Source organism: Comamonas sp. lk (assembly GCF_900564145.1).
GTDB lineage: Bacteria > Pseudomonadota > Gammaproteobacteria > Burkholderiales > Burkholderiaceae_C > Comamonas.
In genome coordinates this window covers 3,233,814-3,256,349 of sequence record NZ_UOOB01000001.1, presented here as the reverse complement: position 1 = coordinate 3,256,349, position 22,536 = coordinate 3,233,814, and the positions used below count along the sequence as shown (strand labels likewise).

Genomic DNA, 22,536 nt, shown 5'->3' with positions numbered 1-22,536 from the left:
ACCATGGCATCCCCTGTCGATACCTCGGTCAAACATTTTTACAGCGCCATGGCCGGCGCTCCCGTACTCAACGGTGTGGCCGGCAGCCTGATTGCCGTACTCGATGCCTGCCTGGTCACCGGCTGGGGCCTCAAGGCCGTGGACAGCGCCACGGTCACGGCCGGCGTGTGCCGGCTGAACTTTGCCAGCGGCAAGAGTGGGGCGGAAGTCGATGCCGTCATTCTGGTGGCGGGTGCTACCCCGGCAGGGCTCAGCGGCGAGCAAAAGGTCACGGCCGTCAGCAGCAACTGGGTGGAGTTCAAGACAGCGCTGCCGGATGGTGCGGTCGCGGGCTCGGTCAGTTTCAAGATGGCGCCGGCCGGCTGGACCAAGGCTTTTGAGGGGGCCAACCTGGCAGCCTATCAAAGCCCGAATGTGCAAAGCACCAAGATGTTTGTACGGGTCGACGACACAGGTTCGGACCCTACCAGTGCACGCCTGCGGGGTTACGAATCCATGTCGGATATCAACACCGGAGGGGGTTTGTTCCCCCTGGACTCTCAACTGAACGGGGGCGGTTGGATCAATAAATCCGCTTCAGCGAACACATCAGCGGTGAAGTGGAGGATCGCAGCCAACGACCGCAGTCTATACATCAACATCGTCGGGCAGTCGGCGAATTCGCCTGGGACGGAAACAGGTCGAACGGTGTTTATCGGAGACTTCCAGGCCTACAGACCGGGCGGGGACCCCTACGCTTTTACGATTGGCTGCGCCCCTGGGGGGAGCTACGACCAAATCAACGGTACGTGCGACCATGGGGCGGTTGCATACCAATTTGCCCCGCGCAATTACACCGGCATGGGTTCGTCCTTCGGGTTAGAAAGCAGAGGGGAAATCGGGGGGGTGACCTATATGTCTGGCGGGGACTCAACATTCGGACCATTCCCCAGTGGGATAGACGGAGGATTGAGACTTTCTCGCCGCTTGATGCTTGAAGGCAGCACGCCCCGAGGGGTTGTGCCTGGGCTGTACACAGTGCCGCAAAGCAACGTGGGAGCCTACATTTCGCCGTTGACAAAAATGGTCGGTGCGAACTGGCTTGCCGGTCGCAATTTGCTAGCTGTGGGTTGCGGCTCTAGTTCAATTGCGTACCCATCGTCGAGCCTGGGGATCAGTTTTATCGACATCACAGGCCCCTGGGAGTATTGACCCATGGCGCGCATCAACGTCGGCACCATCGAGTTTGATTTGCACTCTACGCCTGCGAGCACGACAACAGACGCTGCTTACAACGCTTGGGCCGCAGAACTAGACTTGCCAAGCAGTGGCACTTTGCAAGCCTTAGATGCGGATGACGCAGCCTTTGTGCTATCCCTGGCGCGATCTGCCCTTGGGGTGTCCCCTGTCGCGTGTTTTGCCAGCGAGGGCGGCCTGGGCTTGTATGAGGCCGCGCCAGAAAACACGAATACCGTGCCTGTCGGCTACGCAGGAGTAGGCCGCATGCACGCCTTCGGTACGCCGGCCTCTGTGTTTTTTACCTTCCACCCGAACGCTGACTGCCGTTCCGAGTTCGTGAAGGTGCAGAAATCGGCAGAGGAAACGATCCTCGCGGGCAGGTTTAGGCAATACCAATCGGAGGTATTCGTTCTGAACTTTGCCATGCGCCTGTCCCCTGGGCGTGCCCAACTCATACTCAATGCCGTAGACCAGTTGGTTCTGTTCAAGGTGTTTAGCGCCCCTGGGTCTGCCGAGGCGGCAAACCTCGAGTTACCGGCCGGTACCACGACGCAGATCGACATCACAGACCTGCCGTTTCAGGACCCTGGCGCGGCGACGATATACCCAGGCCGCGCGACAGTTATTGGAAGCAGCCCGGCCCTGGTGTACGACAGGCCGAGCCACTCAAAGGTAATTCACCAGAGCGTGGTGTCAGGCACTGTCAAAGACCTGTTTACCGGCGTATTGGGCAAAGGCATTGGTCGCGTGTACGGCACGGTGCAACGCAAGACCGACCCGGCCAACACACCACTCAAGCGCAAAGTGCGCCTGGTGCGCGAGCGTGACGGCCTGGTGGTGCGCGAGGCCTGGAGCGATGCGGTCACCGGAGGGTATGACTTCCGCTATATCGACGAGCTGCAGACTTGGACCGTGATCGCTTACGACCACGAGCACAACTTCCGGGCCGTCATTGCGGATGGCATCACGCCGGAGATCACCCCATGAGCGATGGCCTGCCTGAATTTACGATCTCTGCGGCGCATGCTGCAGCGCGTCTGCAAGCCACGGTCACGTTTGCTGACTCTGGTCCGGGTCCGTCGACCATCGCGCTCTATGACGCCAATGAGCAGCTGCTGGTGACTTTGACCCTCACCAAGCCCTGCGGCCAGATCGTGGAGGGCGGTTATTTGCTGCTGACCCAGGCCAATGGCGGCGGCGACATGATCCTGGCCAGCGGCCAGGCCGCCATGGGTGTCTGGGCGACCAGCGACGGCCAGCTGGTAGGACGTGGCCAAGTCACGGACGAAGCGGGTCAGGGCCACTTCAAGCTGCTGGGCAGCACTGGCACCCAGCTCTATGCGGGCGGCAAGGCCATCCTGGGCGAGACGCGGATCGACTGATGCCGGAAAAAGACCTTGTTTTTAACCGAGCGTTTGAGCCAGGCAACCCTGCGGATTTAGTCTTTGGTGACGACGCGGAAGCCCCTCTGCCCGGTGTCCACCTGGTCTTCAGTCGACCCTTCAAGTCCGGCACTCCCGTTGAACTGGTCTTTGGCGATGACGGCGACGGCGGACAGGTGACTGATGCGGCTCTGGTCATGGCCGCGCGCCTGCCGGGCTTGCGAGTCCGTGCCCTGGTCCATGTGCGCAAAGACCTGCTCGCTGCTGGCCGCATGCCTGGTGTGCATTGCCAGGGCGCCGTGCGCTACAACACCGACACGTCCCGGCCCGTGGTGGCCCAGGTGCAAGCCAGTGCCCAGCAATCCCAGCCGTTTGAAGCTGGCTGGCACGCCCGCTGGCAAAAGACCCATGTCTTGCCGGCTGGATGGACGGCCACTGCTGAGGATGCCCGGCCGTTACGCACCCAGCTTGGCGCTGCCTGGCAGAGCGCCCAGCACCTCAGTCTGGCCAAGGCCGCCGCGTTTGAGCAGGCCCAGCATCTGGCGGTACCGGCGCTGCTGGCCCGCTGGCAAGAGGGCCGACTGGTGCGCATTGCCCTGGAGGCCTCGGCCCAGGATGCCGTGCCCACCGGTGCCGTTCGGGCTGTCCGGTTTCAGGAGAGTTTGCGCGACCGCCGTCTGCTGTTGCAGTCCTCAGCGCAAGACACCGTGCACCTCCAGCGCGGCATCAGCGATGGGGCGGGGCCGTCTTTGCCGCTGCACCTGGGTCAGCTCGCCCGCTATCAGCAAGCCATGAAGCCGCCGCCCGGCCGCTCCAACCTTACGCCGCCCAAGCCACCCGAGTCCGAGCACTGCTACCAGCAGCTGGTAGGCGGGCCCATTGCGCTGCTGTTTTGCAAGCCCTGGGCGGCCAGCGCTGATTTGCTGTTTGTCTGCTGCAAGGCTGCACCGCAGCCCGGCGCGCAGTTTGTGATTCCCTTGTTGAAGGTCTATATGACAGTGCATACCCTTGAAGCGCAGCTGCTGCCCTCGGGCGAAGCCGTGGTGCTCACCAATGTGACCATTGCCAGCGATGACGACGGCTTTGGCTGGAGCCTGTCGGCCTCCGGCCCCGAGCATCTGCTGGATCAGCTGGCCCCAGTTGGTGGTTTGCCGGCCCGCATTCGCGTCACGGTTGACGGCATTGCCTTTGTGTTTGCCGTGCAGCAGCTCAGCCGCAGCCGGCGCTTCGGCCAGCGCAGCGTGGCCTTGCAGGGCGCCAGCGTCACCGCCTTGCTGGGTGCGCCCTATATGCCGGCCCAGATCTGGCACGAGGCCCAACCGGCCACGGCCCAGCAGCTTTTGCTCAAGGTGCTGGAGTACACCGGCGTCTCGCTGGACTGGCAGCTGTCCGACTGGCTGGTGCCCGGCGGCGTCTGGTCGCACCAGGGCACGCCGCTGTCTGCCGTGCGTTCGGTGGTCGGCGCCGTGGGGGCGGTGCTGCGCAGCCACCCGGTCAACGAGCAGCTGATCATCGCCCCCGGCTACCCTGTGGCGCCATGGGATTGGGCGCAGGCGCAGGCCGATGTGCAAATGCCGGCGGCCGTCATCACCACCGACGAGCTGCGGCCCGAGCCGCGTGCGCCCTACAACGCCATCTATGTGGTCGGCGGCCGGGGCGGTGTGCTCGGCCATGTGCGCCGGGCCGGTACCGCAGGCGAGCTGCTGGCCCGCCAGGTCTCCGACCCGCTGATTACCGATGCTCTGGCAGCGCGCCAGCGCGGCTTGGCCGAACTGGCTGCATCGGGCAACAAGCTGATTCAAAGCATCACCCTGCCGCTGCTCACCGGTAGCACCCAGCCGGGGCTGATTCGCCCGGGCCAGTTGCTGCAGGTGGACGACACCGACGGCACTTGGCGCGGCCTGGTCAAAGGCACGCGCCTGTCGGCCGCCATGCCCGTGGTGCGCCAGCAGCTCACCGTCGAAAGGGTTGCCGCATGAGCACCAGCCTCTACACCCGCCTGCTGTCGCTGTTGCCGGATCAGCCACAGCTCACGGCCACGGTTTCTATTGCGCATGCCGACGGCACGGCCACGGTCGCGTTTCCCGGTGCCGGTGTGATGCGGGTGCGCAATCCCTTGAAGCTGCCGCAAGGCGCACAGGTCTATGTGCAGGGCGATGCCATCGCCGGCGATGCACCTGATCTGCCCTATGTGCTGATCGAAGTCTGAAAGCGAAATCAGAAAGGAGAGGGAATGGACGACTACGGCGACGAGCTGCCGGCGGCCACACGCCAGCAGATCAATGAACGATTCGACAAAGGGAGTGAACGCATGGCCACGATTGAGCGCGATTTGAAGGCGGTCACGCAGGAGCTGCAAGAGCGCAACCAGCAAATGGCGGAGCTGCTGGAGTTCTTCACCGCCATGAAGGGTGCCTTCAAGGTACTGAACTGGGTGGGCAAGGTGGCCAAGCCGCTGGCCGCCATCGTCATGCTGGGCGGCGCCTGCGTGGGGTTCTGGACGGCAATCAAAGGAGGAGCAAGCCGATGAACTGGAAAGAAAAACTCATTGCCGCCATCGGCACCGGTGCCGTCGCGCTGGCCGTGCCCCTGGTCGCCAAGTACGAAGGTACCGTGCTGCGCAGCTACCGCGATCCGATCGGCATCGTCACCGCCTGCACCGGCCACACCGGCCCCGAGCTCAAGATGGGTCAGACCTACACCCGCCAGCAGTGCGAGGAGATGCTCTACAAAGATCTGACCCTGCACGCCGATGCCCTGTCTTGCGTGCGCGTACTGCTGACGGACGGCCAGCGGGCCGCCTTTGTGAGCTTTGCCTTCAACGTGGGCGAGGGCGCGTTTTGCGGCAGCACCCTGGTGCGCAAGGCCAATGCGGGCGACATCGACGGCGCCTGTGCCGAGCTCAGTCGCTGGACCTACGCTGGCGGCAAGCAGCTGCCCGGCCTGGTCAAGCGCCGCGCGGCCGAGCGGCAGCTGTGTGAAGCGGGGCTGGCATGACGGGCGCGTCCCGCCTCTGGCCCTGGCTGGCCTTGGCCCTTGCCCTGCTGTTGGTCCTGCAGACCCAGCGGCTGGCCAGGGTGGAGGTATCCCAGTCAAAACAGGCTGTAGCCAAGGCACAGCAAGCACAAGCTGCTACAGAAATGAAAACCGCAGGGCGACTGCAGCACGCCGCAGGACAACAGGAAAACACCCATGACTACACGCAAAAACTGGCGGCTCTGGAGTCTGGCCGCGCTGCTGATGCTGCCCGCATTGCAGGCCTGCAGCACAGCGTCCGCACCGCCGCCACCCGCAATGCCCAGCTTGCCGGTGACGCCGCTGCCTGCCGAGATCTCGCAGATCAACACCAGCGACTCGCCGCCCTTGCTGGCGAAGGCGCGGGCGTGGTTGGCCAGCTTGTCGGGCTGGTCGAACGCCGAGACGCCCAACTCAACGCCCTGATGGGGCAGGTGCAGGTGGATAGGCAGCTGCTGGCGGCCCATTGAACACATCCAGAAAAGGCGAAAGCACCAGGGGCTCCGCTGTTTTAGCCAGCTGCGCACTCCTGCAAGTGCTGGCCTGTCAGCCCTTACAGCGTGTTCTTATGCACCTTGCCGTCCTTCATGATCAGGCGCAGGTTCTGCTCCGGGTCGCTCAAAAAATCCAAGGTCACGACCGGGTCGCCATCGGCCACCAGCAGGTCGGCAAACGCGCCGGGGACGATGCGGCCCAGCGGCAGCGGGTAGGGGTTGCGCTCGCCAGACAGGGCTAGCAACTGGCCATTGATGCCTGTGGCCTGGTTCAGCAGCGTCAGCGGATCGTAAAAGCGCGTCAGCTTGGCCAGTTGCCGGCCCTGCGTGGCCGTGCCCTTGGGGTTGAACAACACATCCGTGCCCCAGCCGGTCTTGATGCCGTATTTCTGCGCCATTTCATAGGCTTTGACCGTACCTTGCGCCACGCGTGACTGGCTCATGCGGCGTGCGGGGTCTGGGTAGATGTTGCTGTCTTCGTCCTGCAAAAACGGCTGCAGGCTCCACCACACTCCCTCATCGCGCATCATCTTCACGCTCTCTTCATCGGCCAGCTGCCCGTGCTCGATGCTTTTGACGCCCGCCTTGATGGCGCGCTTGATGCCCTTGGGCGTGTACACATGCGCCATCACATAGGTGTTCCAGTCGCCGGCGGCTTCCACGCCTGCGCGCAGCTCCTTCTCGGTGAACTGGGTACTGTCCAGCGGGTCGTACAGCGATGCCACGCCGCCGCCCGCCAGCATCTTGATCTGCGATGCGCCCAGCATCAGTTGCTCGCGCACGCGGCGCAGCACCTCGGCCTCGCCGTCGGCAATCATGGCCACGCCCGTCAGCTCCACCTGGCTCAGCGGCTCGTTCGCTGCGCGCGGAATATCGCTGCGCAGGCGAAAATCGCCATGGCCCGAGGTCTGCGAAATCATGGCCCCGCTGGGGTAGATGCGCGGGCCGGCCACCATGCCCTCGTCAATCGCGCGCTTGAGTGCAAAGGCCGGGCCGCCAGCGTCGCGCACCGAGGTAAAGCCCCGCATCAGCGTGCGCTGCGCCTCCTGCGCTGCGGCCAAGTACAGATAGCCCAGGTCTGCCGTCATGGCCGTCATCTGCGGAATGGCCGCCAGCATGGTGTGCCAGTGCGTGTCGATCAGGCCGGGCATCACCAGCTTGCCCTTGCAGTCGATCACCTGGGCACCTTCCACCTTTTCGCCGGCAGAGGGCAGGGCCGCAATTATCTGGCCCTGAATCAGCACCTGCACGCCCTGGCGCACCGGCTTGCCCGTGCCGTCAAACAGGCGCAAATTGGTCAGCAAAACGGGGCGATCGGCCTGTTTGGGCGTGCCCGCCGGGCTTGTCTCGGCAGCATGCAGGCCGGTAAACGGGGCCAACATGGCCGCCACACCGCCCACAAACATGCGGCGCGACATATCGGTCATCACCCGCTCATGCAGCAAATGGCACACCACGCTGCCGCAGGTGCAGGCCCTGGGGTGAATCGGGCCAGTCTGCCAGGCCGTGCCGGCATCGGTAGCGATTGCGTTACTCATCTGCTCTCTCACCTTTCCCAATGAACAAGAGACGCCGGGGCCGGCGTGACAAGCGGAACCAGCGGTTCACAATTTGATGCACTCATGCTACACGACGGCCCACCCAAGAAAAACGCCCCAACGCACTGTGGCGCTGGGGCGTTGCTTGCATTTTGAGAGCGGCCGTGAACCGGTCGCGCTGCCTGCGCTGTCGTAGGTCAGGCCAGCGGGCGGTGCACCAGCACCGGAATATTGCTGTTCACCAGCACCCGCTGGGTTTCGCTGCCCAGCAAAATGCCGGCAATGCCCTTGCGGCCGTGCGATGCCATGCAGATCAGATCGCACTGGCTGTCTTGCGACTGCTTGACGATGGCCAGATGCACGGAGACATTCGTCACCCGCGCCGTCTTGCACTGCACGCCTTCGGCCTGGGCAATGTCGATGGCCGTTTGCAGCACCTTGTCGGCTTCCCTCTGGGTGCTCTTGTCAAACTCGGATGCGTTGTATGCCGTCAGCACCTCGGCGCCGTAAATCATTGCGCTGTAGTCCGGCATCACATACAGAGCCGTCACCTGGGCGCCTTGCTCCTTGGCCAGCTGAATGCCCGCGCGCAAAGCGGCCTCAGAGAGTTTTGAGCCGTCTGTAGGAATCAAAATGTGCTTGAACATATCCAACCTCCTGGCGCGCTAGCGCGTGTTGTTGTCAATGAATCTGAACGATTGCCGAACCCATGCTTACACCCCGGGGCGGCTAATGCAATACCCCCAAGCGGCTATTAGAGCGGTTTTTTGATGAAAATCAAAGGCTTGAAATTCAAATGAAAACGGCCGCTAGCGCTTATGCACAAAGCGCTGGCAGCTATCAAAAGCAGACTACTTGAACGTCATGCGCAGCATGCCCTGTTCGGGCTGCTGGTTGGCGGGCAACTGGGCAGGCCGCTTGGCGTACACCGGCAGGGTGGTCTGCTTTTCGCGGTGCTGGGCGCGTTGAGCCAGGCGCTGGGTGCAGGCCGTGGCCAGGGTGGCCAGCTGCGCATCGGTCGCGCTGATGATCTCGCCGTCGGCAATGCGCTGCGGCAGGCTGTTGAATGAGACCACCATCTGGTCCGCACCAATTGGTTCTGCGTGGGGCAGGGTGGGCTGGCCTTGGCGGTCGTAATTCAGGTTCAGCAGATAGCGGCTGTGCTGCCATTCGTCTGCATCGCCTTGCATCACGGCATTGAACACCGTGCGGTGCACCTGCGCCGCGGCCTCTGCGGCCAGAGAGAAGGCCAACTCCATGCGCTGCGTGTCCGCAGGCTGGTGCAGCGCGTCCTCCATGCGGTTAAAGGCGTCGATATAGGCCAGCTTGAAGGCCAGCGCCTTTTTACCGGTAAAGCCCATGGCCAGCAGCGTAAAGCCGTCGCGGGTCAGACGGTAGGCTGGTGTAGAAATCGGCGCTCCACCGCTTGGATTGACACGGGTTTCAACCGTCTGCTGAAAATTCAGCAGATGGTCTGCATCCAGCTGAAGCAGAAGATTCTCGATAGCTTGAAGCACATTGCGATGCTGCTTGCCAAAGTGGCGCGCCAGATCGGTGCTGAGAGTGGTGGGTTTGCCGTCAACGATGGTGACGGATGGCGAGAAAGCCAGAGTGGATTGCGACATGAGAACGCTCCTGATCGAGACTTGCAATGCCTCATGGAGCGTTCTTACGCGCATCCATAAGGTGGCCGGGAGGTTAAGAACCTAGGATCAGCTAGGCGGACTTCTTCCCCTTGCGGGTCTTGTATCCGTCGCCCTCCCGGCCATAAATCAACGGCCTGCGAGTGTGCAGGCGTGCAATGTCCGGGCGCAAAAAAACCGCCAACTATCGGGTGCGGTTCTCCCGCTGATCCTAAGGAGTTCTTACGCTCCACCTCTTGCGAGGTGCTCGTAGTTTACAGGATGTTTCCTGAAGATGGAATTCGATGACTTGCGCTTGAGGGGGCTGGATAGCTCGGTCCGTGAATAAATTTGTTACATTGTGGGGTGCTCTATATTAAATAGAGCCATTATTTTCAGAAAAATTTAAATAGAAGTGTGATTTATAGAAGTTGGTTGTTTTATTTTTAAGAAGGATTAACTAATGGAAGAGCCCGTATCTCGAATTGATTCTGAATGGATTGCACTTAATGCATTTCGTGGTATTACTAGAATTGCCTCAAAAGGAGATATGACAAAATCTTCTTATGAAAATGCGCTGAATTTTGGTGGGGAGCTGTATCCTGAGTTGCTTGGTCCGGATGTGAGTGTTTTGCGCCGTGACAGGGAAAGTGATATTGCAAAAGAATATCGCCAGCGGGCTATTTTATTGACAATAAAGAGAAATGAAGTAGTTGATCCAATTAATCTTATAGAGATCGATATTAATGAAATAAAAGATTTGCTGTCAATAGCAGAAAAGAATAGAAGCGATAGAGCAAGAGTGGATCAACTTAAGAAGAAGCTTGCACAATTAGCTTCTGCAGAGCAGGAAATGAAACCTGCCTCTCACTCTGAAAATCAGTTGATTTTCAGAGATGCGTACAACGTAGATAGGAATATTCCATCAATTAGATCGGGTAAAGGCTGGCGCGATTTTGAGTTGCCCGATAGCAATATATTGCGTGTCAGAGTTCTTCACCCAGATGTTCCCGAGCATGTCACAGGCTCAGACATAATATATGAGAGACATAATCCCTTAGACGGTACGGTGAGTATTGTGGCTGTGCAGTATAAAATTTGGAGTGATAAAACTTTACGATTAACTGATCGAAGAATGATGGATCAGATAGAAAGGTTGAGAAAATTCTTGTGTTGTAACGGAATTTGCGATCAATCGGAGTCAGAGAATGACTATCGATTTCCATGTTGTGCTGCTTTTCTGCGACCTACTGATAAACTACAGAAAACCGATCAGAGGTACTTCTCCAGCGGCGAGCACTTGCCCATTTGTAGAATAGAGTCATGCAAAACAGAGACGTCGCGTGGGACACCTATTCTAGAATATAAAAAAATAAAAGATGTTTCCCTGAATAGTGAAATGTTCGAGTATCTTTTTAATAAAGGGAAAATAGGATCGAAAGCTATTGATTATTTGAATTTGCAAAATCTGTATGCCAATTATTTAGTCGAGTCTTCTCAGAGTAATGTGGTTATCTATGTGCAAGAGTTCTCTGCTTAAAAAATATTTTGTAAAAATACACAAGATTATATTTTATTATTTAAAAAATGAAAAAAATAAATTGGGCGCTCTTAGAGCAGGTTACTTCTTCAATTCAAAATATTGTAGTGGTTATCGCATCTATTGCCGCTGGTTTTTGGGCAATAAGCACTTTTTATTCTGAAGGAAAAAATCTATCAGGATCTGAAATAAAAATTTCTGCTAACCCATTGAAATTAAATAATTTAGTCTATCTAGATATAGGTGTTGAAGTCAGTGGAGTAGATAGAAAGGGTTATCATTATAATTTCGATGAATCAACTATTTCAGTTGTTAAATTCAACGGATCTGCTAATGACAAAGAGTTTTCTCATGTTTTGAGCTTAACTCCAACATTTCTTCATGTCGACGCTGAAAATAATGTCGTAGAAGTTGTTAGCTTGAGAACTCATGTTACTTCATTTAGTGTTAAAAAATTTTCTTCAATTGTTCCAATTCCTGGGGATGGAATCTATGTGGTGAATTTTTCTATGCCGCAAAAAGGCGTTCTTGATGGAATGGCCTCAAAGAGTAATTCTCGCATAAAATACAAAGAAAAGTATGTTGATCCTGATTTTCGGGGAGAATCTCGAAGTGTTACGGTAGTGGTTGATAACAATTTGAAGAAATAATTCTCAGTTATCAGCGTGATGCTGTCTTCCGTGTATTGAATCAGTGGTTTTAGTTTTTAAATTTTGAAAAAATTATATTTAGATTTAAAAGTAATGTAGTGAGCTGATGGATTTTTTATCACTAAGTGCTTTTGAGCTGTTCATCAGGGTTCGCTTTGGCCGGAATGGGCAGTGTGGCACCCTGCTCATGCGGCCAAGTGCTAGATACGTATAGCGATATCCCGTGGGGTATACCTAGTGGCCGCACTGACCTATATCGCCGTGCTCAATGAAAGCAGAAAAGCCCTGCTTGAGTCCGAGCGGGCCGAAGCCCGCATTTTCATTCGAGTCAATTGGTTGCGAAGCAGTACATCAGCCCGGCGCTGCCGCTCAGTTTGAGCTGGTCCACGCTGCAGCCGCGCGTGCCGTGGGATGAGTTCCAGGAGGCGTTGGCTACAGGGTCGGGGTTGGTACCTTTGTGGTCGTGGTGGCCCACGATGGCAGAGCCGCCATCGCTCTTGGTCCAGTTGCCGCAAGTGGTGTCCTTGCCGGGCTCGGGCACGGCCAGGGTGCCGTCAGGGCGTGAGCCGGTGAGGATGTCGTGGCGGTTGACCTCATCTCCAAAGCCGGAGACGACCTCGCCCTTCTCGGTCAGCGAGGTGTCTTTGCCTACCTTGGCATTGGCGCTGTGCAGATCGGCCACGCTGGTGGCAATGACCACGCCCTTGGCGTTGCGCCATGGGCCGTTGCCGATGCGGTCGCGCGCATTGACTGCCGGTTGTCCGTTCAGGGCCGCGTTGCTCAGGTAGGCGCGCCAGGTCTTGTTACCTGCGCCCACGCTTGCAGCCAGCGATTGGCAGTAGCGGTCGGCACCGGCCAGGCCGCCCAGGTCGCCGCCTTTGCCGGGGTTGGCGCTGGTGATGAAGAAGCCCATGGGGTTGCCGCTTGATGCCCCCATGGCGCCGCAACCAACGATCAGGGCGACAGCCGCAACGGCGGTGCTGGCGGAAAGAACCAAACGACGGGACATAGGTGGCTCCAGAGCAATAGTGGAGCCAGCAGGCTAACGCAACGCTGTGCCAGCGGCAATATGAGGAATTCCGCGATCTGGGCCCATCGCAATGGCCTTTGCACAGAGAAACTGCATGGCGGGCATTATCTGGAGATCCAGTTACAAGTAGTTTGCCCAAAGTCGCCGGTTCGATGCCTGGAATATGTATTGACTAAAGCCAAAAAGGCAACGCAGTTGAATGCATTGCCTTTTTGTTGGGGGCGGCCTTCAGATGGCTCTGGGCCGGTGCGTGCCTACGCCGCGTTATGCCTTAGCGGCAAGAAACATTGCGCCAGCTGAATTTGCCGTCGTTAAAACTTTCCGTCCAGACTGCCATGGCGGGTGCTTTGCGCGAAGAGAAGGTGATCTGGTTGGGGATTTTGTCGCCCAGGGCGGCAGGTCTGCCAATCCTGTCTAGCACCTTGACCCCGTATTGTTTGGCCTCATCGCTGTCCCAGGAGTCCAGAACCACGCAGTACGCGCTGGCGAAGTCATCCCACAGACGGTGCTGTTTGATCACGTAGCTGTGCAGGCGCACGTAGGCCCGGTTGGGATTTTTGCTCGTGAGGTTGGGTTTGTTCATGATCAAGACTCCTGCTTGTTCGTATTGATTCGGTGGAGATAGATCGATTGACATACTTTTGCAATCGCAACTTCTTTGTACCGAACTGTTTGTGTAACAGGCGTAGGGGTCTTGGCCGTGAGTAGATAGGGCTTAGGGGCTGCGCTGTAGGTTGTGTCGGTTATTGGGCGCTAGCCGATGCGGCGGGTGCCTTCTGCGTGTTTGGCCAGAGCCATCAGGCAAAGAAAAAGGCAATGTAGAGAACTACATTGCCTTTGGTGCGTTAGCGCTGTTCAAGGCGGTTGACGTTGCCGCGAGAGTCAGTGGTGCAAAGCCACTGGGCGCCCTTGAGGCTCAGAAACACTTCATACCCGCCAAAAGCCGGCACGTGAGAGATGGGCAGCACAAAGACGGTGTTGACGCCGCTTTTCAGGGCCAGGGCGCTTTTGCAGGCTGCCACAGCATCGGTGGCGGCGTTGTTGTTGGCCGCAGCTGCTGCGGGTGGCGGGGCTGCTTGCCCTGAGTAGCCTGCGTCTTGCTCTACGGTGAGGGTGTACCGGGCGCTTTCACCGCGCCGGGCAGCGTTGCGCATCAGGTAAACATCCACAAGGTAGCGGGCGCCGGGCTCGGTGCGGAAGGTGCAGATATTGCCCGTCATGGCGCCTTGGCACAGTGCTTCTGCCGAGCCTTCTTTTTCTACGTTCAAATAGTTGCTGGCGTTGCTGCTAGCAAGTTTGACGGTGAGTTGCTGGTGCGGCCGGGTGTCGAGCTGGTATTGCACGCCGTCGTTGCCTTTGATCTGGCCGCGCACGGAAGTGGAGGAGCCGTCCAGCGCAATGCGCTCGGTGCGATCCTGGGCCATGGCACCGCCAGCAAGCAGCAGGCCGGTGGTGACGAGCAGTGGCAGAAGTCGTTTCATTCGGTTCTCTTGAGGTTGGCTAGTGAGGATGCTTTAGGAATGGCTGGCAGCGTAGCTGCCAAGCAGCGCTGCAATGCCGAAGAGGAGCCAGTCATTCATGATATGCGCCAGTGCAGCGACGGTCAGATTTTTGCTGCGCAGGTAGGCCAGGCTCAGCACCAGTCTTGCAGAGCCGATGATCAGCAGGCATTGCGCCAGATTCCATTGATAGGTGGGCAGGTGCACCAGCGCAAAGGGCAGGGCCGAGAGCAGCCAGGCCAGCACCAGCGATTTGCGGCGCGAAAAGCCCAAACGGCCGTGGAACCAGGCGAGCAGGGCCAGAAGGGGGAGTATGGTCAGCACTTCTTCGCCCAGCAGCTGGGGAATGGTGCTTAGCAAGAACAGACTGCGGTCGGCCGCGCTTTGTTGACTGAGCAACTGCATGACCGGGTTGGCGTTGGTGCTGAATAGCAGGGTGACCAGCCACGCGACCGTGAAGCTGACGGCAATGTTGAGCAGTGCGATGCCCAGTGCCAGACCTATATCGCCCAGGCGAATGGGTTTGAAGAGCGCCCGCCAAGAGCTGGGCCCGGCAACGGCGCGCAGTACCAACAAGGGCACCAGCGGAAAGAGCAGGGCGGGTGTCAGCCGCGCCGCCGCATTAGTGAATGGAAGCAGCAGTGCGACAAAGCCCAGCGCGACCCCCAGCAGGATAAGAGCCCAGTCACGCCCCGATAGGGCGACCGGCTGCCCGTTGTAGAACGGAAAGTCGGTGCGCGCGGATTGGGGCTTGGTGACGGGCATGTGGCGTGCGCTCAGGCTGTGGTTTCAGCCTTGGCAGCTGCTAGCGCCGTGGGGTTGGGCGTGGGCTCGCCGATCTTGTGCAGGGTGTTGCGGTCGGTATGGGCAAAGGGCTCGCTCTGGCCGGGGATGGTCAGCGTGGTTTCCTGCTCATACGACCAGGTGCCGTCTGCGTTCTTGGTGACGGTGATGGTGTAGGCATCGGTTCTGAAGGCGTGCTCCAGAAACGGGTTGCTTGAGATGCCGTTGACGGTGGAGCCGCGCACGGCCTTGAGCGTGAATTGGGTGGCGTCAGCCGTGGTGTTTCCCGTGGCCATGGCGGTTTGCCCGCGCGGAATGGTCAGGGTCTGGATGATGTTGCCGGTGGCCGGCTCCCACAGCCAGTAGCCGACCTGGTCGTGATAGGTTTCGGGGTCGTTGGGCTTGACGATGCGCGTGTGGTAGCGCAGGCCGTAGAAGAGCTGGGGGCCGTTGGTTTGCGCATCGATGGGCTGGCATTCCATGTGCTCGATGAAGGCCTGCTTTTCCGGGCCGTCGGCCTTGGGGTTGATGTCCAGCCCGCGTTTGCCGGTCCAGATGCCGGCCATGCCGGTGAAGGGCCCCAGGTTGGCCAGGGTGTTCACATCGGGCTCGGGCTCGGTGTAGATGTCTTTGGGGTAGTTTTCCATGGCGAGTAGCGGGCTTTCACGTTGAAGTGGGGGAAGTACTTGCGTTGGAGCGTCTCTGCGGCTCCCGGTACTGAACCTGGGGCCGCACAACATTTCTATCACAGCAGGCGCTAGGCTTGTTTGCGCACCATCACATGGGTGGCACGTTCGCCTTGTATGACTTCGGCGACTTCGTAGCCCAGCGCTTTCATGTCCAGGCCGTACCATAGGTTTTCGCCGGCCCCCATCAACACGGGCCGCACGGCCAGGTGCATCTCGTCGATCAGCCGCGCTTGCAGGAACTGCCGCACGGTGGCCGTGCCGCCGCCGATGCGAATGTCGCGCTCGCCCGCTGCCTCCTTGGCTTGTGCCAGTGCGGAGGCTCTTCCTTCCGTGACGAAGTGAAAATCGGTGCCGCCCTTCATGCGCAGCACGGGCCGCGCGTGGTGCGTGAGGACGAAGGTGGGCACGTGATAGGGCGGCTCGTCGCCCCACCAGCCTTTCCAGCTTTCGTCCGGCCAGGGGCCGCGCACGGGGCCGAACATGTTGCGCCCCAGAATCCAGGCGCCAATGTTCTCGAAGGAGCGTTCGGCCATCTGGTTGTCCACGCCCGTCTCGCCGGTCTGCGATCCCCCGTGCATGCGCTGAAAGACCTGGGTGGGGAAGAACCACTCCATCAGTGCCGGCCCGCCGACGCCGAGGGGGTTTTGCAGATCCTGGTTGGGGCCGGCAGCGTAGCCGTCCAGCGAGACACCGAAGCAGAGAACTTTGACTGTCATGGCGGCAAACCTTTCAGACAAGAGAGCGACGATCGAGGGCGGCTGAGATGGGGCAGGTGCTCAGCTCCACCGGAATAGGCATTGAATGGCCAGCATTGAGGAGCCTGCATTGAGGGGCCAGTTTACTGAGCTTGCGGGCCCCAGGGGCTGTTATTGGGGTGCAGTCCAGCTGTCGATCATGTCGGCCCAATCCTGCAGCATGGCTTTGCGTTGCTCGCGGTACTCGGCCTTGTTGTAGACGGCGCGAACGCCTTTTTGCTCGTGGGCCAGGGTTTTCTCAATCCAGTCGGAGTTGTAGCCGGCTTCATGCAGGATGGTGGAGCCGGTGCGGCGCATGTCGTGCGGGCCGAATTTTGCAAGCGTGTGGCCGTCTTTTTGCGCGTATTCCCAGCTCAGCGTCATGACGCGGTTGAGCGTTGCCGCACTCATGGGCTTGTGGATCTCGTAGCGGCTGGGGAAGACGTAGTCCGAGCTGCCGGCAAACATCTTGAGGGCGGCTAGCAGGTCCATGGCCTGCTGCGCCAGAAAGACGATATGCGGGCGGCGGGCCTTCATTCTGGCTGCAGGAATGGTGAGCGTGCCCTCGGTGAAGCTAACATCTGCCCATTTGGCGTTGGTGAGCTCTCCCTTGCGCAGCAGGGTGAGCAGCAGCAGTTTGCAGGCCGCGCGAATGCTGGGCGTGGTGCCGACTTTCTCAAGATTTTGGTAAAAAATCCTGATTTCTTCTTTGGTCAGGGCGCGGTCTTTGGGCTCAAACGTGGCAATGGTGCTGGGCGCGACTTCTTCGGCTGGGTTGCCTACCTTTTGCCCTCGCTCGATGGCGTAGCGGAACACCAGCAAAACAATCTCGCGGGCGTGGATGGCGGTGGCCGGTGCGCCACGGGCGACGATGGCGTTGGCCATGCTGCGCACGTCTTCGCCCGAGATCTCGCGCAACTGGAGTTTGCCAAAGCGTGTCTTCAGGTCGCGCTCATAGACCGAGCGGCGCATGTCGCGGGTGCTGTCGGCCATCTTGTGGCCTTTGAGCCATTTGACGGCCCATTCGGAAAAGGTGCCGGCCGACACTTCACGCGCCCGGGTGCGAATCTTCTCGCGCCCGGGTGCGAATCTTCTCGCGCGCCGGGCTCACTCCCTCTTGCACCAGTTTCTTGGCAAGCAGCTGTTTGGCGCGTGCCTCGGCCAGCGTGATTCCGCCGATACCATACGCGCCGATCGTGAGCGTTTCCTGGCGGTTGTTGATCTTGTAGTTGTAGCGAAAACTTATTGTGCCGCTTGGGGTTACGGCCACATAGAGGCCATCGCGGTCGGTGATCTTGTAGAGCTTGCCGGTGGCTTTGAGTGAGCGGATTTTGGTATCAGTGAGCATGCCTTGGCCTCTTTTCATGCTGCCGATACCATGCGCAAAAAAGTGCATTTTTAGGCATGGTATCTTCATTGAAATCAATGACTTAGATGAATTTCATACCATGCGCCCCTAGCGAAGCGCTTGCATGGTATCGGTGAGGCGGATGGTATGAGGGCAGGGCCGTACCATGCAAAGTACCAATAAATCCCGCCGGCTTCACGCGACCGGCTAGTTCCGAATAGCACCCAACCAAAATGAAAAAAGCCCGCGAAATCGCGGGCTTACATGAGAAATAAGTCTAAAGGCTACATGTCAGGACATGACGCCTTTTTATTCCCACTCGATGGTTGCCGGTGGCTTGGTGCTCACGTCATAGGTGACGCGGTTGATGCCGCGCACTTCGTTGATGATGCGGCCGGAGACCTTCTTCAAGAGGCCGTAAGGCAGCTCGGCCCAGTCGGCGGTCATGAAGTCGCTGGTCTGCACGGCGCGCAAGGCCACCACGTAGTCATAGGTGCGGCCATCGCCCATCACGCCCACGCTCTTGACGGGCAAGAACACGGTGAAAGCCTGGCTGGTCAGGTCGTACCAGCTCTTGCCGGTGGCCTCGTCGATCCAGTTGTTCAGCTCTTCGATGAAGATGGCATCGGCGCGGCGCAGCAGGTCGGCGTATTCCTTCTTCACTTCACCCAGAATACGCACGCCCAGGCCTGGGCCGGGGAAGGGGTGGCGATACACCATGCCGCGTGGCAGGCCCAGGGCCACGCCCAGTTCACGCACTTCGTCCTTGAACAGGTCGCGCAGAGGCTCCAGCAGCTTCAGGCCCAGTTGCTCAGGCAAGCCGCCCACATTGTGGTGGCTCTTGATGGTGACGGCCTTCTTGCTTTTCGCGCCGCCGGATTCGATCACGTCGGGGTAGATCGTGCCCTGGGCCAGGAAGGTAGCGCCCTTGCTGCCTGCATTGGCGGCCTTGAGCTTGGAGGCTTCGGCCTTGAACACATCGACGAACAGGCCGCCAATGATCTTGCGCTTGGCTTCGGGTTCGGAAACGCCGGCCAGTTTGCCCAGGAACAGGTCGGATGCATCAACGCGAATCACCTTGGCGTGCAGCTTGCCTTCGAACATTTCCATGACCGCATCGCCTTCGTTCAGGCGCAGCAGGCCGTGATCGACGAAGACGCAGGTCAGCTGATCGCCAATGGCGCGGTGGATCAGGGCGGCTGCCACGGACGAATCCACGCCGCCGGACAGGCCCAGAATCACTTCTTCGTCACCAACTTGCTCGCGGATCTTGGCCACGGCTTCTGCAATGTAGTCGCCCATGATCCAGTCGGCTTGCGTGCCGCAGATATCGAGCACAAAGCGGTTGAGCAGTGCCTGGCCTTGCACGGTGTGCGTGACTTCGGGGTGGAACTGCACGGCGTAGTAGCGGCGGACTTCGTCGGCCATGCCGGCGATGGGGCAGCTGGGGGTGGAGGCCATGACCTTGAAGCCCGGGGGCAGCTCGGTGACCTTGTCGCCGTGGCTCATCCAGACCTTGAGCATGCCGTGGCCTTCAGGGGTCACGAAGTCTTCAATGCCCTTGAGCAGTTCGGTGTGGCCATGGGCGCGCACTTCGGCGTAGCCGAATTCGCGGCTGTTGCTGCCTTCGACCTTGCCGCCCAGCTGGGTGGCCATGGTCTGCATGCCGTAGCAAATGCCCAGCACGGGCAGGTTCAGCTCGAACACGGCGTCAGGGGCGCGGTCGTCCACTTCGTAGACGCTGGCGTGGCTGCCCGACAGGATGATGCCCTTGAGCTTGCCGTCGGCGGCGAATTCGCGCACCCAGTCGCTGCTCACATCGCAGGGATGGACTTCGCAGTAAACATGGGCTTCACGCACGCGGCGAGCGATGAGCTGGGTGACTTGGGAGCCAAAGTCAAGAATGAGGATCTTGTCGTGTTGCATGGTTATCAAGGGCAAGAGGGTGGCAAAAGGGGTTAGAAATCTTCGGGTGCCAGCAGCTTGATGCCGCTTTTGCGGGCGGCAGCGATCTGGGCAGTATCGAATGTGGCCAGTGGCAGGCGCAGCGACTGCGCCAGCCACAGATAGGCCGCGTCATAAGTGGGCAGGCCGGTGTCCAGCGCCACATCCAGCACGGCTTTGTGCTGTGCAGGTGCCAGATCGTGTAGCTCCACGCGGTGGCGTATGGCTTCGAGCACACCCCACAGGCCTTCCACCGAGCTGTGCGGGATGCGCCCATTATTCACGCCCGAGGCAATCAGGTTGCCGCATTCCCACTGCCAGAGGTTGGGGGCTTGCGGATCGACCTCGTGGCGGCGAATGCGGGTGTAAAGGCGCTGGGTGTGTGTGCTGGCGTTGTCCGGCAGCAGCCAGGCGGCGGTGACGGAGACATCCAGGATGAAGGCCGTCATGCTTCGCTCCGGCCGGTCTGGCGCAGCTTTGCTACGCAATCCGTAGCGCACTGCGCACGAATGGTGTGCTGCAAGGCCTGAATTTGTTCCAATTCCCGGGCAATCTGCTCATCGGTGATCACCGGCCGGCGTCGCACGGGCAGCATGCGCACGACTTCCTTGCCGTGGCGCGTGATGCGCACTTCTTCGCCTTGCTCGACCAGTTCGATCAGGGCGGAGAAACGGGTCTTGGCCTCGTAGATGCCGACGGATTGCATGAGGTGGAAATAGAAAAATCTGGCCTGCTATTTGAATCAGACCAGATTTTAACACTCTGATCAGAATTGAAGATTCCGACCAGAAAACTGTGGGTAAAGAGGGAGCGCCGCGTCAGTGCAAGGTAGTGCGATGTGAAATCTAAGGAGTTCGTCGTAAGTAGTGATGGGCTGAGGAGTCGTGGTGGTTTCAGCACCGGCGTTGCCCTTCACGCTCTGAGTTTGAGACCAGCTTGTTTTCAACCTCCTGGCCTCACCGAGGTCTTTGCACTCGCCCGTGGCGCTCCGAAACCGGATCTTAGTCGATGTCAATCTGCCAGTTGGCGGCTTGAATCGTCACGTTGACTTCACGAATCTTGCGCGACAAATCATCGGCCTGCTTTTGCAAGCCTGCCACATCGATTTGAGGAATCCATTTGATTTCACGCTGGCTGTAGCGGTCCACATCCTTGTGGGTTGCAGCAATGGCAGCCACCAGGAGCGAATGATGGGCAATCAAGGTGTCGCGCTGCGCCAATACATCGGCGAGCAGGCGGCCGTCTGCCAGCTTGATGGACTCATTGGCTGCATTGATGGTTCGCACCAGTTTTTGCTGCTCCTGCAGCGTGGAGCTTGCTTCGGCCAGCAAGTCCGAGACTTTTTCCTTGGGCGCCTCGCCCTCTTGCAAGATGGCGTTGCGGTTGATGCGCTCGCGCAGCGAGGCCAGCTTTTTCTTCAGATCGGCTCTGAGCAACAAGGCTTCGGCAAGTTTCATGAGGACTCCTGAAAAAAGAAAAGCAGGGCAGGCAATGCCCACCCTGCTATGACTTGTCAAGCAATCAATCAGTCAGCGCGGTAGTTGGGCGCTTCCTTGGTGATTTGCACGTCATGCACATGGGATTCGCGAATGCCGGCGGCCGTGATTTCCACGAACTCGGCTTTTTCGCCCATCTCGGCAATCGTGGCGCAACCGCAGTAGCCCATGGAGGCGCGCACGCCGCCAGCCATCTGATAGACGATGGAAACCATGGAGCCCTTGTAGGGCACGCGGCCTTCGATGCCTTCGGGAACCAGCTTGTCGGCATTGGGATTGCCGGTGGAGGATTCCTGGAAGTAGCGGTCGGCCGAGCCTTGCTGCATGGCACCGATGGAGCCCATGCCGCGGTAGCTCTTGTAGGAGCGGCCTTGGTACAGAATCACTTCGCCAGGCGCTTCTTCGGTGCCGGCAAACATGCCGCCCATCATGATGGTGGAAGCACCAGCGGCCAGAGCCTTGGAGATATCGCCGGAGAAACGGATGCCGCCGTCGCCGATCAAAGGCACGCCCGTGCCCTTCAGGGCCTGGGCCACGTTATCGATGGCCATGATCTGGGGCACGCCCACGCCGGCCACGATGCGGGTGGTGCAGATGGAACCAGGGCCGATACCGACCTTGACCGCATCGGCGCCGGCTTCAACCAGGGCCAGAGCGGCTGCGCCGGTGGCAATGTTGCCGCCGATCACGTCCACTTGAGGATAGTTTTGCTTGACCCAGCGCACGCGGTCGATCACGCCCTTGCTGTGGCCGTGGGCCGTGTCCACCACCAGCGCATCCACGCCGGCCTTGACCAGCAGATCCACGCGCTCTTCGGTACCCGCACCCACGCCGACGGCTGCAGCCACGCGCAGGCGGCCGGCCGCATCGCGTGCAGCATTGGGGAAGGTGGTTTGCTTGTTGATGTCCTTGACGGTGATCAGGCCCTTGAGTTCAAAAGCGTCGTTCACCACCAGAATGCGTTCCAGCTTGTGCTTGTTCAGCAGGGCCTTGGCTTCAGCGGGTGTGGTGCCGTCTTTTTCATTGACGGTGATCAGCTTCTCGCGTGGCGTCATGATCTGGCGGACCTTGACGTCGTAGCGCGTCTCGAAGCGCACATCACGGCTGGTCACGATACCGATGACCTTGCCGCCGTCGCACACGGGAAAGCCCGAGATACCGCGCTCTTCGGACAGCTGCAATACTTGCAGCACCGTGTGCTCGGGGGTGATGACCACGGGGTCATGCACTACACCGGATTCGTGGCGCTTGACCTTGGACACTTCAGCGGCTTGTTGCTCGGCTGTCATGTTCTTGTGGATCACGCCGATACCGCCTTCTTGCGCAATGGCGATGGCCAGGCGAGCCTCTGTCACAGTGTCCATGGCAGCGGACACCAGCGGCAGATTCAAGCGAATATTGCGAGTGAATTGGGTGGCGAGGGAAACGTCCTTGGGCAGGACTTCGGAGTAGGCGGGAACGAGCAGGACGTCGTCAAAGGTCAGTGCTTTTCCGAGAAGGCGCATGTGAAGGCTCCAAAAGAAAGATTGTAGCTGCGACTTGGCTCACAATGTG

Annotated in this window: 24 protein-coding genes and 1 pseudogene; 9 read left to right on the top strand and 16 right to left on the bottom strand. The window is 59.3% G+C overall.

Features of this window, described 5'->3' with window-relative positions:
- Positions 1-3: 3 nt before the first annotated feature.
- The 7 genes from EAO39_RS14785 to EAO39_RS14755 are packed head-to-tail and all read left to right on the top strand — an operon-like array spanning position 4 to position 5,597.
- Positions 4-1,191, top strand: a complete 1,188-nt coding sequence (locus EAO39_RS14785; RefSeq protein ID WP_120968630.1) for a hypothetical protein — start codon at positions 4-6, stop codon at positions 1,189-1,191.
- Positions 1,192-1,194: 3 nt separating this feature from the next.
- On the top strand, positions 1,195-2,205 hold the full coding sequence (locus EAO39_RS14780) for a hypothetical protein (protein ID WP_120968627.1): 1,011 nt from the start codon (positions 1,195-1,197) through the stop codon (positions 2,203-2,205).
- Positions 2,202-2,600 carry a hypothetical protein gene (locus EAO39_RS14775; protein WP_120968624.1) on the top strand — a complete coding sequence of 133 codons (399 nt, stop codon included), beginning with the start codon at positions 2,202-2,204 and terminating at the stop codon, positions 2,598-2,600. The genes EAO39_RS14780 and EAO39_RS14775 overlap by 4 nt, the downstream gene beginning before the upstream one ends.
- On the top strand, positions 2,600-4,579 hold the full coding sequence (locus tag EAO39_RS14770) for a hypothetical protein (RefSeq protein ID WP_240467017.1): 1,980 nt from the start codon (positions 2,600-2,602) through the stop codon (positions 4,577-4,579). The genes EAO39_RS14775 and EAO39_RS14770 overlap by 1 nt, the downstream gene beginning before the upstream one ends.
- Positions 4,576-4,809 (top strand): hypothetical protein, encoded by a 234-nt coding sequence (locus tag EAO39_RS14765; protein ID WP_120968621.1) that lies wholly within the window; start codon positions 4,576-4,578, stop codon positions 4,807-4,809. Before EAO39_RS14770 ends, EAO39_RS14765 begins: the two co-directional genes overlap by 4 nt.
- Before the next feature lie 24 nt (positions 4,810-4,833).
- Positions 4,834-5,130, top strand: coding sequence for a hypothetical protein (locus EAO39_RS14760; RefSeq protein WP_120968618.1), 297 nt, complete (start codon positions 4,834-4,836; stop codon positions 5,128-5,130).
- Positions 5,127-5,597, top strand: a complete 471-nt coding sequence (locus EAO39_RS14755; protein ID WP_120968615.1) for a lysozyme — start codon at positions 5,127-5,129, stop codon at positions 5,595-5,597. Before EAO39_RS14760 ends, EAO39_RS14755 begins: the two co-directional genes overlap by 4 nt.
- 95 nt (positions 5,598-5,692) lie before the next feature.
- Here the strand turns inward: EAO39_RS14755 and EAO39_RS22645 are convergent, their stop codons facing one another.
- The 4 genes from EAO39_RS22645 to EAO39_RS14735 all read right to left on the bottom strand — a co-directional run bounded on the left by EAO39_RS22645 (position 5,693) and on the right by EAO39_RS14735 (position 9,272).
- Positions 5,693-6,082, bottom strand: coding sequence for a hypothetical protein (locus EAO39_RS22645; RefSeq protein WP_162989573.1), 390 nt, complete (start codon positions 6,080-6,082; stop codon positions 5,693-5,695).
- An 86-nt stretch (positions 6,083-6,168) separates the two neighbouring features.
- Complete coding sequence (locus tag EAO39_RS14745; protein ID WP_120968609.1) at positions 6,169-7,647, bottom strand: amidohydrolase family protein; 1,479 nt, start codon at positions 7,645-7,647, stop codon at positions 6,169-6,171.
- 197 nt (positions 7,648-7,844) lie between these two features.
- Positions 7,845-8,294, bottom strand: coding sequence for a universal stress protein (locus tag EAO39_RS14740; protein WP_120968606.1), 450 nt, complete (start codon positions 8,292-8,294; stop codon positions 7,845-7,847).
- Positions 8,295-8,498: 204 nt separating this feature from the next.
- Positions 8,499-9,272: a Rha family transcriptional regulator gene (locus EAO39_RS14735; RefSeq protein ID WP_240467016.1), complete on the bottom strand. Its 774-nt coding sequence runs from the start codon at positions 9,270-9,272 to the stop codon at positions 8,499-8,501.
- A 460-nt stretch (positions 9,273-9,732) separates the two neighbouring features.
- Here EAO39_RS14735 and EAO39_RS14730 point away from each other — a divergent pair, with 460 nt between their 5' ends.
- Positions 9,733-10,809, top strand: a complete 1,077-nt coding sequence (locus EAO39_RS14730; protein WP_120968600.1) for a hypothetical protein — start codon at positions 9,733-9,735, stop codon at positions 10,807-10,809.
- 47 nt (positions 10,810-10,856) lie between these two features.
- A complete protein-coding gene (locus EAO39_RS22640) occupies positions 10,857-11,459 on the top strand; it encodes a hypothetical protein (protein WP_162989572.1) in 603 nt (200 codons plus the stop codon).
- A 328-nt stretch (positions 11,460-11,787) separates the two neighbouring features.
- On the opposite strand, the gene EAO39_RS14725 is transcribed toward EAO39_RS22640, so the two are convergent.
- The 12 genes and pseudogenes from EAO39_RS14725 to guaB form a co-directional block, all read right to left on the bottom strand.
- Positions 11,788-12,468 (bottom strand): hypothetical protein, encoded by a 681-nt coding sequence (locus EAO39_RS14725; protein WP_120968597.1) that lies wholly within the window; start codon positions 12,466-12,468, stop codon positions 11,788-11,790.
- A 292-nt stretch (positions 12,469-12,760) separates the two neighbouring features.
- A complete protein-coding gene (locus EAO39_RS14720) occupies positions 12,761-13,072 on the bottom strand; it encodes a hypothetical protein (protein ID WP_120968594.1) in 312 nt (103 codons plus the stop codon).
- Between the two features lie 262 nt (positions 13,073-13,334).
- Positions 13,335-13,970 carry a hypothetical protein gene (locus tag EAO39_RS22840; protein ID WP_205589392.1) on the bottom strand — a complete coding sequence of 212 codons (636 nt, stop codon included), beginning with the start codon at positions 13,968-13,970 and terminating at the stop codon, positions 13,335-13,337.
- 33 nt (positions 13,971-14,003) lie between these two features.
- Positions 14,004-14,753 (bottom strand): CPBP family intramembrane glutamic endopeptidase, encoded by a 750-nt coding sequence (locus EAO39_RS14710; RefSeq protein WP_120968591.1) that lies wholly within the window; start codon positions 14,751-14,753, stop codon positions 14,004-14,006.
- Between the two features lie 11 nt (positions 14,754-14,764).
- A complete protein-coding gene (locus tag EAO39_RS14705; protein ID WP_120968588.1) occupies positions 14,765-15,418 on the bottom strand; it encodes a heme-binding beta-barrel domain-containing protein in 654 nt (217 codons plus the stop codon).
- Between the two features lie 110 nt (positions 15,419-15,528).
- Complete coding sequence (locus EAO39_RS14700; protein WP_120968585.1) at positions 15,529-16,176, bottom strand: dihydrofolate reductase family protein; 648 nt, start codon at positions 16,174-16,176, stop codon at positions 15,529-15,531.
- A gap of 150 nt (positions 16,177-16,326) precedes the next feature.
- Positions 16,327-17,542: pseudogene (locus EAO39_RS14695) on the bottom strand (tyrosine-type recombinase/integrase).
- Positions 17,543-17,851: 309 nt separating this feature from the next.
- Entirely contained in the window at positions 17,852-19,468 is a 1,617-nt protein-coding gene (guaA, locus tag EAO39_RS14690; protein ID WP_120968582.1) for a glutamine-hydrolyzing GMP synthase, read from the bottom strand.
- A gap of 32 nt (positions 19,469-19,500) precedes the next feature.
- A complete protein-coding gene (locus EAO39_RS14685) occupies positions 19,501-19,935 on the bottom strand; it encodes a type II toxin-antitoxin system VapC family toxin (RefSeq protein WP_120968579.1) in 435 nt (144 codons plus the stop codon).
- Positions 19,932-20,192: a type II toxin-antitoxin system prevent-host-death family antitoxin gene (locus EAO39_RS14680; protein WP_120968576.1), complete on the bottom strand. Its 261-nt coding sequence runs from the start codon at positions 20,190-20,192 to the stop codon at positions 19,932-19,934. Before EAO39_RS14680 ends, EAO39_RS14685 begins: the two co-directional genes overlap by 4 nt.
- A gap of 295 nt (positions 20,193-20,487) precedes the next feature.
- Positions 20,488-20,943 carry a DIP1984 family protein gene (locus EAO39_RS14675; protein WP_120968573.1) on the bottom strand — a complete coding sequence of 152 codons (456 nt, stop codon included), beginning with the start codon at positions 20,941-20,943 and terminating at the stop codon, positions 20,488-20,490.
- Positions 20,944-21,011: 68 nt separating this feature from the next.
- On the bottom strand, positions 21,012-22,487 hold the full coding sequence (gene guaB / locus EAO39_RS14670) for an IMP dehydrogenase (RefSeq protein WP_120968570.1): 1,476 nt from the start codon (positions 22,485-22,487) through the stop codon (positions 21,012-21,014).
- Positions 22,488-22,536: the final 49 nt, after the last annotated feature.

Bases quoted from the DNA above. Each gene is read 5' to 3' on its own strand.
- EAO39_RS14785 (WP_120968630.1), top strand. From the start codon at position 4: ATGGCATCCCCTGTCGATACCTCGGTCAAACATTTTTACAGCGCCATG.
- EAO39_RS14780 (WP_120968627.1), top strand. From the start codon at position 1,195: ATGGCGCGCATCAACGTCGGCACCATCGAGTTTGATTTGCACTCTACG.
- EAO39_RS14775 (WP_120968624.1), top strand. From the start codon at position 2,202: ATGAGCGATGGCCTGCCTGAATTTACGATCTCTGCGGCGCATGCTGCA.
- EAO39_RS14770 (WP_240467017.1), top strand. From the start codon at position 2,600: ATGCCGGAAAAAGACCTTGTTTTTAACCGAGCGTTTGAGCCAGGCAAC.
- EAO39_RS14765 (WP_120968621.1), top strand. From the start codon at position 4,576: ATGAGCACCAGCCTCTACACCCGCCTGCTGTCGCTGTTGCCGGATCAG.
- EAO39_RS14760 (WP_120968618.1), top strand. From the start codon at position 4,834: ATGGACGACTACGGCGACGAGCTGCCGGCGGCCACACGCCAGCAGATC.
- EAO39_RS14755 (WP_120968615.1), top strand. From the start codon at position 5,127: ATGAACTGGAAAGAAAAACTCATTGCCGCCATCGGCACCGGTGCCGTC.
- EAO39_RS22645 (WP_162989573.1), bottom strand. From the start codon at position 6,082: ATGGGCCGCCAGCAGCTGCCTATCCACCTGCACCTGCCCCATCAGGGC.
- EAO39_RS14745 (WP_120968609.1), bottom strand. From the start codon at position 7,647: ATGAGTAACGCAATCGCTACCGATGCCGGCACGGCCTGGCAGACTGGC.
- EAO39_RS14740 (WP_120968606.1), bottom strand. From the start codon at position 8,294: ATGTTCAAGCACATTTTGATTCCTACAGACGGCTCAAAACTCTCTGAG.
- EAO39_RS14735 (WP_240467016.1), bottom strand. From the start codon at position 9,272: ATGTCGCAATCCACTCTGGCTTTCTCGCCATCCGTCACCATCGTTGAC.
- EAO39_RS14730 (WP_120968600.1), top strand. From the start codon at position 9,733: ATGGAAGAGCCCGTATCTCGAATTGATTCTGAATGGATTGCACTTAAT.
- EAO39_RS22640 (WP_162989572.1), top strand. From the start codon at position 10,857: ATGAAAAAAATAAATTGGGCGCTCTTAGAGCAGGTTACTTCTTCAATT.
- EAO39_RS14725 (WP_120968597.1), bottom strand. From the start codon at position 12,468: ATGTCCCGTCGTTTGGTTCTTTCCGCCAGCACCGCCGTTGCGGCTGTC.
- EAO39_RS14720 (WP_120968594.1), bottom strand. From the start codon at position 13,072: ATGAACAAACCCAACCTCACGAGCAAAAATCCCAACCGGGCCTACGTG.
- EAO39_RS22840 (WP_205589392.1), bottom strand. From the start codon at position 13,970: ATGAAACGACTTCTGCCACTGCTCGTCACCACCGGCCTGCTGCTTGCT.
- EAO39_RS14710 (WP_120968591.1), bottom strand. From the start codon at position 14,753: ATGCCCGTCACCAAGCCCCAATCCGCGCGCACCGACTTTCCGTTCTAC.
- EAO39_RS14705 (WP_120968588.1), bottom strand. From the start codon at position 15,418: ATGGAAAACTACCCCAAAGACATCTACACCGAGCCCGAGCCCGATGTG.
- EAO39_RS14700 (WP_120968585.1), bottom strand. From the start codon at position 16,176: ATGACAGTCAAAGTTCTCTGCTTCGGTGTCTCGCTGGACGGCTACGCT.
- guaA (WP_120968582.1), bottom strand. From the start codon at position 19,468: ATGCAACACGACAAGATCCTCATTCTTGACTTTGGCTCCCAAGTCACC.
- EAO39_RS14685 (WP_120968579.1), bottom strand. From the start codon at position 19,935: ATGACGGCCTTCATCCTGGATGTCTCCGTCACCGCCGCCTGGCTGCTG.
- EAO39_RS14680 (WP_120968576.1), bottom strand. From the start codon at position 20,192: ATGCAATCCGTCGGCATCTACGAGGCCAAGACCCGTTTCTCCGCCCTG.
- EAO39_RS14675 (WP_120968573.1), bottom strand. From the start codon at position 20,943: ATGAAACTTGCCGAAGCCTTGTTGCTCAGAGCCGATCTGAAGAAAAAG.
- guaB (WP_120968570.1), bottom strand. From the start codon at position 22,487: ATGCGCCTTCTCGGAAAAGCACTGACCTTTGACGACGTCCTGCTCGTT.